9 protein-coding genes and 1 pseudogene are annotated in these 12014 nt (G+C 58.0%); 5 read left to right on the top strand and 5 right to left on the bottom strand.

Annotated features, from left to right (window positions below):
* The first annotated feature begins 119 nt into the window (after positions 1 to 119).
* Together HGP14_RS10300 and HGP14_RS10295 are read left to right on the top strand one after the other, a co-directional pair.
* Positions 120 to 1409 (top strand): tetratricopeptide repeat-containing protein, encoded by a 1290-nt coding sequence (locus tag HGP14_RS10300; protein WP_312862122.1) that lies wholly within the window; start codon positions 120 to 122, stop codon positions 1407 to 1409.
* 141 nt (positions 1410 to 1550) lie between these two features.
* Entirely contained in the window at positions 1551 to 3026 is a 1476-nt protein-coding gene (locus HGP14_RS10295; protein WP_168829744.1) for a pyridoxal phosphate-dependent decarboxylase family protein, read from the top strand.
* A gap of 36 nt (positions 3027 to 3062) precedes the next feature.
* On the opposite strand, the gene HGP14_RS10290 is transcribed toward HGP14_RS10295, so the two are convergent.
* From HGP14_RS10290 to HGP14_RS10270, 5 genes are all read right to left on the bottom strand, one after another.
* Positions 3063 to 4388 (bottom strand): NAD(P)/FAD-dependent oxidoreductase, encoded by a 1326-nt coding sequence (locus HGP14_RS10290; protein ID WP_281408082.1) that lies wholly within the window; start codon positions 4386 to 4388, stop codon positions 3063 to 3065.
* A gap of 47 nt (positions 4389 to 4435) precedes the next feature.
* Complete coding sequence (locus HGP14_RS10285; RefSeq protein WP_246704417.1) at positions 4436 to 5713, bottom strand: class I SAM-dependent methyltransferase; 1278 nt, start codon at positions 5711 to 5713, stop codon at positions 4436 to 4438.
* Positions 5710 to 7038: a DUF4910 domain-containing protein gene (locus HGP14_RS10280; RefSeq protein WP_205927113.1), complete on the bottom strand. Its 1329-nt coding sequence runs from the start codon at positions 7036 to 7038 to the stop codon at positions 5710 to 5712. The genes HGP14_RS10285 and HGP14_RS10280 overlap by 4 nt, the downstream gene beginning before the upstream one ends.
* Before the next feature lie 379 nt (positions 7039 to 7417).
* Entirely contained in the window at positions 7418 to 8416 is a 999-nt protein-coding gene (locus tag HGP14_RS10275) for an ABC transporter permease (protein ID WP_168829742.1), read from the bottom strand.
* Positions 8417 to 8456: 40 nt separating this feature from the next.
* On the bottom strand, positions 8457 to 9200 hold the full coding sequence (locus HGP14_RS10270; protein WP_168830281.1) for an ATP-binding cassette domain-containing protein: 744 nt from the start codon (positions 9198 to 9200) through the stop codon (positions 8457 to 8459).
* Between the two features lie 248 nt (positions 9201 to 9448).
* On the opposite strand from HGP14_RS10270, the gene HGP14_RS10265 reads away from it, so the two are divergent.
* From HGP14_RS10265 to HGP14_RS10255, 3 genes and pseudogenes are all read left to right on the top strand, one after another.
* Positions 9449 to 10429: an NAD(P)-dependent oxidoreductase gene (locus HGP14_RS10265; protein ID WP_168829741.1), complete on the top strand. Its 981-nt coding sequence runs from the start codon at positions 9449 to 9451 to the stop codon at positions 10427 to 10429.
* Positions 10430 to 10475: 46 nt separating this feature from the next.
* Positions 10476 to 11468, top strand: coding sequence for a substrate-binding domain-containing protein (locus HGP14_RS10260; protein WP_168829740.1), 993 nt, complete (start codon positions 10476 to 10478; stop codon positions 11466 to 11468).
* Positions 11469 to 11691: 223 nt separating this feature from the next.
* Positions 11692 to 11899, top strand: a pseudogene (locus HGP14_RS10255) (FadR family transcriptional regulator); the annotation flags it as partial.
* Between the last annotated feature and the right edge of the window lie 115 nt (positions 11900 to 12014).

The following is a 12014-nucleotide window of genomic DNA, read 5'->3' as shown; positions in this document are numbered from 1 at the left end:
TTTCTTTCACTTGTCGAACGGGCGCCATCAGGCTCGCACAAGGGCCGAGCGCGAAAGAGGAACCTCGCACCTCGTAATCAAGGCAGCGGAGTGGCGGCCGAAACGGCCGGATCGACCGCGTGTTAGAAGGGCTTGAGAGTTTGAAAAGCGCCGCGCTTTCGATCCAGACGTCTGAAGATCCGCATCTCATCTTCGGCAAAGCTTCCATTGTACGAGCCTCCTACGAAGGAAGGGATCTCTCTCCCCTATGGGACAGTCTCTACGCCCGCGCTTCTGCCAATCCCGCCGACGCTGCGGTGTTCCTGGACGCGTCGATCCTGTTACACGTGCTCGGTCAGAAGGATGAGGCGGCAATTAGCCAGCAAGGCGCACTTTCGCTCAGCCGGAAGTATCGCATCAGAAACGGACAGGGCACTGGCTTAAACGTCCTGGTTTTCGTGACCGCCGGCGATTTCATGGCCAATACGCCGATCGAATTTCTTCTTGAGGATTCCGACGCGAATATCCTGCTCTACTATGTCGATGCCGACACCAGAGACCTCAGGAATGTTCCGGAGCACGATGTCGCGTTCGTAGCGGTCGGCGAGTCGCCTGCCAATCGTCCGGTGCTGGAGAACCTCGAAAAACTATTGGACGGATGGGCCGGCCCCATCATGAACAATGCGCCACGCCTTATCATGGAACTCACCAGGGATGGTGTTGTGGAAGCGCTGAAGGACCAGCCTTCGATACTCGTCCCGGCCGTCGCGCGCGTCTCTCGAAGTGCGGTTGAGCAACTGGCTTCCGGCGAGATCGAGATCGCAGCAATTCCCGGAATGAGCTCCTTCCCCGTGATTGTCCGGCCAGTGGGCACGCATGCGGGCGAAGGAATGGAAAAAATTTCAGGGCCATCAGAACTTTCGGCTTTCCTGACCGCTCGCGCCGAAACCGAATTCTACGTCACGCCATTCATCGATTACAGCGGCGAAGACGGAAAGTTCCGGAAGCAAAGAATCGCGTTCATCAATGGCAAGCCCTATGCCAGCCATCTCGCGATATCCGACCACTGGATGGTGCACTACTTGAGCGCCGGCATGGCCCAGTACGCCGATAGGCGTGCGGAGGAAGCATCGTGGATGGCCGACTTCGATAGCGACTTCGCGGCGCGCCATGCGCGCGCCTTTGAAGCGCTTCATCGATGCCTCGGGCTGGACTATTTCGCCATTGACTGCGCCGAGCTTTCCGATGGACGCCTGCTCGTGTTCGAGGCTGATGTCGCAATGATCGTTCATTCGATGGATCCGGAGAGTGTGTTCCCCTACAAAAAGGGCCCGATGACCAAGCTCTTCGCGGCCTTCGAGGACGCGCTGCAGCAGCGCGCAGCGCAAGCGACGTCAACGGCGACGGTCAAGAGCGCTCAGGTAGGATGAAGCCGTTTGAACGCAAGCGGCTCTCCATGCCTGCGATCCAGCCGGCCAGAGCTTGGAGCAGGCGCTAGTGCCGATGGAAGCCAAGCTCGACGTCGTATTCCGTAAGTTATCTGCGGTCCTTCAACATCTCCGGGAGGCATGATGTTTCGGGAAGACAAGCAGCAGCCAGCGATCGTAAGCGGATCGAGCGAGACCTCTTTCAGCCTCGATCCATCGAACTGGGCTGAGTTTCGCCAGACCGCTCATGGCCTGCTCGACGACATTATCACCCACATCGAAACAATCAGGCAGAGGCCGGTATGGCAGAAGCCGGCAGATGAGACACGCGCGCGGTTTGCCCAACCATTGCCGATGGAGTCCCGTGAACTCGGCGATGTGTTGGATGATGTGCGTAGCCACATCCTGCCATTCGCGACGGGTAATTTGCACCCGTTGTTTATGGGCTGGGTCCACGGCGCTGGCACGCCGATCGGAATGGCCGCAGAGATCGTTTCGGCCGGCCTCAACCTAAACTGCGGCGGCCGCGACCACGTCGGCCTCGAGGTTGAACAACAAATCGTCCGCTGGATGAGCGAGGCCTTGGGATATCCGGGTGGAGCGAACGGCCTGTTCGTCACCGGCTCCTCGATGGCAAATTTCCTCGCCGTGACGATTGCGAAAACCGAGGCGCTGGGTCAATCGGTCCGGGAGACCGGCTTGCGAAGCTCCGACCGCGAACTCGTGGCCTATACGTCTTCCGAGGCGCATGGATGCATCGCGCAGGCAATGCAGCTCTCCGGCATTGGATCGGCGAATCTGCGGAAGATTGCGGTTGACGCTGCCGGCAGGATGCTGCCGGATGCGCTGTCTGCAACGATTGCGAGAGACCGCGAGAATGGACTCCTGCCCTTTCTCGTCGTGGGCACTGCTGGAACGGTAAACACCGGTGCCATCGACCCGCTTGCGGAAATCGCGGAAATCGCATCCACGGAAGATCTCTGGTTTCACGTCGATGGAGCAATCGGCGCACTGGCCGTATTCTCCCGCTCTTTGCGCGACCGGCTTAAAGGCATAGAAAGGTCGGCATCGGTCGCCCTTGATTTTCACAAATGGGGCCAGGTTCCCTATGATGCCGGATTTCTGCTGGTTCGGGACGGCGCTGCCCAGAAGCGGGCCTTCGCGCAGCCGGCTGCCTATCTGCAGCGCGCGGATCGCGGCCTTGCGGCCGGCGAAACCTGGCCTTGCGATTTAGGCCCGGACCTGTCGCGAGGATTCCGTGCCTTGAAAACATGGATGACAATCGAGGCGCTTGGAACGGAACGCATCGGAAAGTCGATCGCACACACCTGCGAGCTTGCGCGTTATCTCGCCGAAAGGCTGAAACGCGATCCGATATTTGAACTGAAGGCGCCCGTTGCGCTCAACATCGTCTGCTTCGGCATTCGTGGCGTGAACGACGATTTTGTTCGCAACCTGGTATTGGATATTCAGGAATCGGGCTTAGCCGCGCCTTCCTGGACCACCCTCAACGGCGCGCTGGCCGTGCGATGCGCCTTCGTCAATCATCGCACGACAATCGCTGATATCGATGCGTTCATCGAAACGCTTATCCAATATGTAGCCGCCCGCGGCGTTTAAAGCGAGATTTGCGATGCCTGGCCGATCGCCCGCTTATCAGGCTTCCTCGAGTTCCTTCACGCCTAACGCCGCGCGTGCGGCTCGCTCCCCGCTCATGAATGCAGCATCGGTCCAGATATATCCCCATTGGCCAAATCTGCCGCAATAGTGGATCCCAACCTCATCCAGGTAGCCATGCACCGTATCGACAGCCGCCTTTCGCTCCAGATCGAATATGATATTGCCGAACGGAAGCGTGATTGCGCTCTGATGGATAATCTCGCGCCTCGATCCGATCAGCCCGCATTTTATGAGCCCATCGATTGCCCGTTCGATCCATTCGTCGCGGCTCTCTGTTAGCGGGCGGTATTTCTCACTAAAATAGATTTCCGCCTGCATGCCGCCGCACCCCTCGGGCACGGTTTTTGGCGAGAGATTTCCACGATAGCTCACGCGGGCGAAGGGTATGTCCTCGTCGTAGAAATAGGACCATTGAGGCTTCGTCTCGATTGGCCGGTTCAGCCCGACGTTCACGACGACAACCTGCGTGCACGCCAGCCTCGCGGCGGCCTCGCGCACCTCACGCGGCGCATCTGTGATCAGGGGAATAAGGACCGGCAGCGGCAGCGACGATATCAATTTTTCAAACGTCGTTGTCGTGCCGTTCCTGAATGACAGCTTCCTGTCTTTAAGATCAATTCCGACCAGTTCATGATCGCAAAATACCTGGGCTTTGTCATAGAACCCCTTGATGAAGGATTCGAAGCCGCCCTCGGTGGGATAGCGAAATTCACTGACATAGAACACGTCCAGCGGCTCGTGTTCCAGCGCGCCTCGGAGAACTTCGTCGAGGTTCGGGCGATACAGCCGAGGCCCCAACCAGTCCGTCGACATGTTGGCTGCCTCGGTCGTGTGGTACTTTTTGGTATAGACCATCGGAAACGTATTCGCGAAGGTCGGGCCAAACGCTGCCATCAGCCAATCCTCGTAATTGCGAATCTCCGGATTTGGCTGCTGTCTTGCCTCGATAAAATCCTTGATGCAGTTCACGACAAGATCAGTCGGGAGTCCGTGAAGATTGACTTGAGCCGGATGCTTGATCCAGTAGCCCTGCCAGTAATTGTTGCAGTAGACATTACCGGTTTCAAACTGCTGGTTCGTTGACCGCGCGAACAGCTCTTTTACACGCGTGTTTTTGGCGAAGGAGATGTGGACGCCTTCATCGAAAACGAAGCCATCGCCGGACCCGAAGCTGGATGTCAGCCCACCTGGTCGCGAACGTTTGTCGTAGAGCTTGGCTCTTATTCCGTTCTCAAACAGGGTGTTGGCGGCGCCAAAGCCTGCCATGCCGCTACCAAGAATGACGTATCCGTTGTCTCTCATTCAAAGCTCCCCTCGCGATTGCAATTGGGTAAACGCCTTAGGACTGATCATGCCGCTAGGATCTGTGGATACGGAACGGCGCGAAGAAGCGTACCGCCACGCTCGAGATATTCTTTCTGCTGGCGAATGATTTCGTCGGCAAAATTCCAAGCCAGGATCAAGAGATAGTCCGGTTGCGAGCGCAGCAACTCGTCGACATCCTTGATCGGCAGCCGTACGCCAGGCATTACTTTGCCGACCTTGTGGGAGTTTCGATCGACAACGTACGCAATCGTACCATCGGGGAGATCGACATAGTTGAGCAAGGTCGCTCCCTTGGCCGCTGCGCCGTATGCGGCGATCGTCTTCTTGCGGGAGACGATCTCGGCCAGCATCCGTCTTAAATCGTCCCTCAGCTTTTCGACGCGGCGGGCAAACGAAAGGTAGTATTCCAAGCCATCGAGACCGAGCGAACGCTCCTCGGCCTGGAACCGCTCAAGTTCGGCACTCTTGCCTCTCGTTTTGCTGACGCGAAGCCTGAGAGATCCCCCATGGATCGACAGCGCCTGCACATCATTCAAGTAGAGGCCGTGGCGGGCAAACAGGGGCTCAAGCGCCGCGAGAGAATAGTAGAAGACATGCTCATGATAGATCGTATCGAAGGCGCAGTTTTCGATGAGTTCGCGAACGTAAGGGAACTCAAACTCAGCAATGCCGTCATCGGCTAGAAGAATTGCGAAGCCCCCGACGAAGTCGTTTATGTCCGTAACATGCGCCAGAACATTGTTGGCAAGCATGATGGATGCACGTTTGCCATCCTCAACGAGTTCGCGCGCCGTTTCCACCCCGAAGAACGCAGTGAGCGTTGGTACGCCGGCCTCCAGAGCGGCCTCGGCGGGACCTTTCGCGGGGTCGATGCCCAGAACGGGTATTCCTTTCCGAACGAAATTTTTCAGGAGGTAGCCATCGTTGCTGGCAATTTCGACAATAAGCCTCTGGTCCAGTGACGGATATTCTTCCATCAGGGCCAAAGCATGTGTTCGGCTGTGCTTCAGCAAGGCAGGAATAAAAGATGAGTAATACGGGTAATCCTGTCCGAACAGGATTTCGGGAGGAACGGTTTCGCTGACTTGAAGGAGTCCGCATTCACTGCAGAAGACGACCTCAAGCGGAAACAACTCCTCCGCTTCATCAAGGGAATCGGGTTCGAGAAGGGCGTTGGCCAGCGGCTGTTCTCCCAGATCAAGCACTGTTGGAAGATCGTTACCGCCGCACGAGCGGCAGGCCTGGATACGGCCGGCAGGGATGGGCGTAGGCGTGGTGTTCGTCTGGCTCATGGCTGTCATTGGCTCACCTCAGCTATCAGTTCTGCTTCAAGGCTCAATTTTGCGGCCGCCAGTATCCTTCTGAAAGGAACGTTGGCTCGGTCCGCAATTTCAAGGATCGAATGAGATCCATCCGCTAGGTTCAAAAGCCACAGGAGGTCCATTTGGGAGGCCCCACCAGCCTCGCGCTGCCCGGCAATCGCCCTGTAAAGGCCCCGCCTGCCAAGTTGCGGCTCCCCACGACCATCCGTCCGTTGAAACACTCTGTCGTTATCGAGAAGATGCAGAACATCCACCAGAACACTGAACGATTGCTCAAGCGCCGCCGAAGTGACGAAATCACAGTTATCGTCTGACGTGTGATATTCCGGAAAAGTGCCATGCACGGCTCGCATGAAGCATCCGACCGGCAGATTGAGACCGGGCGAGCCATACTGTCTTTCATCATAGCCGTAAGGTGAAAACGGCAGAATTTCGTAGTCATGGCCGGCATGGCGCAGAACGTGTTCCACCGCGCGGTCGATCGCGGCACCCGATCGACTTGTCTTGTAGTGGAACGGCCCCGCATCTCCTATACAGGTGAGCACCAGACCATGGGCAATGCTGTCAAGCTTGCCTTCATTTTGCGCAAGCCACGTGATGGCGCCGATCGTTGCAGGCAGGAAAAGAAACCGCACGCCCAATCGACGGGGGCCGCCGTGGCTCAATAGCGCGGCAAGGGCAGTAGCCACCACAACCCCGGAAAGGTTGTCATTGGCCAGACTTGGATGACAGACGTGGACGGATATGAGGATTTCCTTTTCCGTCTCCCCTGGAATGAAGTACTCGCCATAGGTCAGGCTTCCAGGAGCGAGCCCGCTGTCGATCTGCACGAGGTAGCGGTCGTCCTGCATCGAAAGCCACGTCGAGTGGCGCATGCAGAACCCCCAGTCGCGGGCGTAGTACCCAGTGCGATATGGAATTGAGTTCGGCTGGTCCGGCAAGGTATGCACATGTGCGGCCAGTTCTTCCCGGGAAATCTCCTTCTCGACCGGTACGCTGTAACTGACAACGTGGAGATTGCTCTCGGCAAAATCGACAACGGTTCGGCCCGTCAGGGTCTTGATGACGGCGCCCCGGATGTTCCATTCCTCTGGAACCTCCCAATCGAACACAGAGGTACCTGTCGGAACCTCGTGAATCGAGAGCGGAACGAACTTGCTGAGCGATGCCAGCGTCTGACGTACGCCGTTACCAGTAATGCTGCGCGTTATGGGAAAGAGCTCGCGTAGTAAAGCCGTCATGTCGACCGGCGCATACTGGTCGTCATTTGCAATCGTATCTCGGTCGGATGTCGTGAGCGCCATGGCATCTCCCCTTTGAAACGGGCGGAAATTCCATATGGGCTAACAATAATGGCAGAATAGAGGTAAATTTTTGTCAAAAATAATTCGAACGAGGACTAGAACACGTCTTCCGCAAGAGTAAATCACGATATACTGTTCACAAATGAGGCGTTAGGCGATCTTATATAAACAGTGAAATTGGAGGATTCCTGGTTATATTGCCATTCTTTCCCCTGTGTTTCGCACAACGACTATTTTAACGTCATGTATTCAAGGTATTTATTCGATGAGACCGACCTAAGTCGGTGCACGATTTCGCTATCCGCAGGACGCTCTCAAACGGAAGCAAGCGCCCGCCGGCGACCATACGGATGCGCTATCTCGCCGATAGCAACCTGGACTACTCGCTCTGCCGGAAATTGCGGATCCGGTCGAACAGGACGGCAAGCACGATTGCCCCGCCGATGAAGGTGCCCTGCCAAAAGGCGTTGATGCCGAGCAAGCCGAGACTATTGCGGATCACTTCGATCAGAGCCGCTCCGACCAATGCACCGAAGGCGGTGCCGATACCGCCCGCCAAATTGGCGCCGCCGATGACGGCCGCCGCGATGACCTGGAGTTCCATTCCGGCACCGATGTTCGTGGTGACGGCGCCCAGCCAGCCAGTTTGAACGATGCCTGCAATTCCCGCCGACAAGGCTGAGATCATGTAAACGGCGACCTTGATGCGGCGAACGGGAACGCCGGTCAGGGTTGCGGCATGCTCGTTGCCGCCGATGGCGAAAACATAGCGGCCGAACCTGGTCCAGCGCAGCACGAAGCCGGTAAGAAGCGCCAGAATGACCATGTACAGGACCGGGTTGGCGATGCCGAGAAACCATGCCCCGCCGCCCAGCGCCAGAAGCTTGTCGTGATCGGGGCCGAACTGGAAGACGACGGTATTGTTCGATGCGACCATTGCCAGGCTGCGCGCAATCGACAGCATGCCGAGAGTCACCACGAATGGCGGGAAGTTTAGATATGCTATCATCACGCCGTTGAAGGCGCCGATCAGAAGCGCGGTGCCAATCGAGGCGGCAATGCCGATTTCGATACTGTAGCCTGCGTGCATGACCACCGCGAGCACCATGCTGCAGAGGCAAAGCACCGAGCCTACCGACAGATCGATGCCCCCGGTGATGATCACCAAGGTCATGCCAAGCGCGATGATCGCGACGAAAGTGACGTTTCGGGTGATATTGTAAAGGTTCTTCGCCGTCGCAAAGGAATCGGTGGCAAAGGACAGGAAGATGCAGGCAAGAATGACGGCAACCAGGACCCAGAATGTCTGGCCGCCTACCAACTCCGAAAGCCAGCTGCGCTGCTTCTGTGCAATCGTCTGGTCAAGGGTAATTGCCATCGTCGACCTTCATTTCTCCCGATAGGGACAGCAGCGCCGATCAAACCTGTTCGATGGCGCCGGTGATAAGACCCGTGACTTCCTCCGGCGAACTCGCCGTAATCGATTTGTCGGCTACTTTTCTGCCCCGCCGCATGACGATCACGCGGTCGGCAACGGAGAAAACGTCGGGCATGCGATGGCTGATGAGGACAACGGCAATGCCCCGGTCGCGCAGCTCGCGGATCAGATTGAGGACCTCCGCGACCTGACGGACCGAAATCGCAGCAGTCGGTTCGTCCATCAGCACAATCTTCGCTTCCGACAGCATGGTGCGCGCGATCGCCACCGCCTGTCGCTGGCCGCCCGACATCTGCTTGACGAGGTCGCGCGGACGCGTTTCCGATTTCAGTTCCCTGAAAATCTCGCCAGCTCGCCTGTACATCGTCTTGTAATCCAAGACCTGCAGGGGACCGACGCCGCGGCGCAGTTCGCGTCCGAGAAAGACGTTTGCCGCCGCCGTCAGATTGTTGCAAAGGGCCAGATCCTGGTGAACGATCTCGATGCCGTGCTGCCGTGCCTCGACCGGCCGGTGCAGTACGATCTCCTCGCCCTCGAGACGCATGGTGCCTTCGCTCGGCCGAAAGTTTCCGGCGATCATCTTGACCAGGGTACTCTTTCCAGCCCCGTTATCCCCCATGAGGCCAACCACCTGCCCCGCCTCCAGCGAAAGCGAAACGTCGTTGACCGCCTGGATGGCACCGAAATGTTTGGAAATGTTGGTGAGTTCGAGAACCGTCACCAGCCGACTACCCTCCCCAGAACCTGCAGGCTCCCATCGCTGTCCGTTGCCCGCCGGAGTCAGCCGCCTGCGATCTCGCCCTGCCGATCTCCTCCCCGGAAAGCGATTGTGCTCATTTACGCAAAAGCTTGAAGAACCGTCAATCGATTGTCCGCCTGATCAGCCCATCATCACAAAAATCTGTATTTGTCGTACAAATACCGGTTGACGCCGGAAACGCGCGGATATTAGCTTCTGCTAGGAGAGAGAGCATGCTGATCCTTGTCACCGGGGCTACGGGCAAGGTCGGGCGGCGCTTCATTGCTGGGCTGCTTGACGATGCGAGATTTTCCAAGGCACGCATCCGCGCGCTTTGTCATAATCGCTTGCTCGATGAGACCGACCGCCTCGGTGTGATGCGGGGTTCGATCGCCGATCGAGATGTCGTCGCAGCGGCAATGGAAGGCGTTACCCACGTCCTGCATCTCGCCACCTGCAAGGAAACACCTGCCGACGTCATGGATGTAACGGTCAAGGGCCTCTTCTGGCTGCTCGAGGCGTTCCGCACCAGCCCCACCGCGCAACAGTTCATCCTCATCGGAGGCGACGCCGGCATCGGCCATTTCTATTATCGCCATGATGGACCGATTACCGAAAATACGGCACATCGCGCCTATCCGGGAAGCTACGCACTGTCCAAGGTCCTCGAAGAGGTGATGCTCGAGCAGTTTGGCATCCAGTACGGCATCAACGGCTGCTGCCTGCGTGCGCCCTGGATCATGGAGAAGGACGACTTCAAGTTCACGCTTTCTTTTGGCGAGGATGTCTTCGGTGGACCCGACTGGAAGACGCTTGTCCGGCCGACCGACGCTGAACGTTACGCCCGCGAAGGCACGGTGCCGTTGCTGCATGACGCGGACGGGCGCCCATTGAAGCGCAATTTCGTCCATGTCGATGATCTGGTCTCGGCGATATTGGCCGCGCTCGGCAATCCTCGCGCCAAAGGGCAGCTCTTCAACATCTGCATGGACCGTCCCGTGGATTATGGGGAAGTCGCCGCTTACCTCGCCCGCACGCGAGGGCTCGGCTCCGTCGACATACCGAGCCAGTTTCACTCGAACTGGATGGACAACAGCAGGGCCAAATACCTGCTGGATTGGAGCCCCGTCTACGATCTGGAAAAGCTTATCGACTCGGCCTGGGAATACGAGCGATCAAAGGAGGAGGCTCGTATCGTCTGGTACCCGGGTTGATCATGTGGCGGGCAGTGGTGCCCGTCTTTTTCAAAGGGAGGAAGCTATGAGGAAGGCATTATTGCTTACAGCTGCTGCTGTACTCGCGCTCACGGCCGGACAGGCCTTGGCCGCGAAAAAGCAGCTCGTCATCGTCGTCAAGGGCCTCGACAATCCATTCTTCGAGGCGATCAACCAGGGCTGCCAGAAATGGAACAAGGAAAACGCATCCTCGGAATATGAATGCTTCTACACCGGTCCGGCATCGACCTCCGATGAAGCCGGAGAAGCGCAGATCGTCCAGGATATGCTGGGCAAGGCGGATACGGCCGCGATCGCCATCTCGCCGTCGAATGCCAAGCTTATCGCCCAGACGCTCAAGACAGCCAATCCGAGCGTTCCGGTGATGACGCTTGATGCCGATCTCGCGGCAGAGGATGCCGCTCTGCGCAAGACCTATCTCGGCACGGACAACTACCTGATGGGTGCGCGGATCGGTGAATACATCAAGAAGGCCAAGCCGAACGGCGGCAAGATCTGCACCATCGAAGGCAATCCAGGTGCCGACAACATTCTGCGCCGCGCGCAAGGCATGCGCGACACGCTCAGCGGGCAGAAGGGGCTCGCCGCATTGAAGGGCGAAGGCGGCTGGACGGAAGTCGCCGGCTGCCCGGTCTTCACCAACGACAACGGCGCCACGGGTGTCCAGGCGATGACCGACATCCTGGCCGCCAATTCTGACCTCGACGCTTTCGGCATCATGGGTGGCTGGCCGCTGTTTGGCGCACCACAGCCCTACCGCGACTTGTTCAAACCGATGGCCGACAAGATCGGCAAGAACGAATTCGTGATTGGCGCCGCCGACACAATCGGCGACGAAGTGGCAATTGCCAGGGAAGGCCTCGTAACCGCCCTCGTGGGCCAGCGTCCGTTCGAAATGGGATACAAGGCACCCACCGTGATGATGGACCTGATCGCCGGAAAGCCGGTTGAGGATCCGGTGTTCACCGGGCTCGACGAATGCACCAAGGACACCGTCGACACCTGCATTCAGAAATAAAGCGTGGTTCGGAGCGCTCAAGCGAGTGGGCGCTCCGCTGCCCCGATCCTTCCATGGGACACAACGCGTCTCGCTGCCGCGTTCTTATGGTGGCGGCGGTTTTAACTGAGTTCCTGCCCAGGGGTAACAAGGCGCCGAGGCAGGTGAATCCAATGAAGGACCGGAAACCCGGACGGCTTTCGAGCCTCAGTCATGCGCCGACGGCAAGCAGCGTGAAGTACCTATGCGCGGCGCCATTGTGCATGTCTCCATAGCCGGCGAAAGAGTGCTTCCCATCATACGTGGCGACCAGTCGCGGGGGGGGGGGGACCATCCTACCAAACGAGGCAAAGTGGTCGGAAACGTTCAAGGCGAGCCGGTCGGCCGTGCGCGAAGCGAGAAAGATGCTGATGGCTAAAGGCCGGCTTGCTTTGCGCCCCAAGATCGGTAGCTGAGTAGAGAGCCTAAGCGAACACCGATAGCAGCCCGGCCGCGATAACAGTCCGATCATCGCTAACCCGCCGAAGAAACAGAAAGGGGCACCACACGGCCGTGGTGCTCCCTTCG

This window comes from Rhizobium sp. P32RR-XVIII (assembly GCF_012641395.1).
Classification (GTDB): Bacteria; Pseudomonadota; Alphaproteobacteria; order Rhizobiales; family Rhizobiaceae; genus Rhizobium.
Note: the sequence above shows the minus strand (reverse complement) of the source record. Positions and strands in the feature narration are given on the sequence as shown.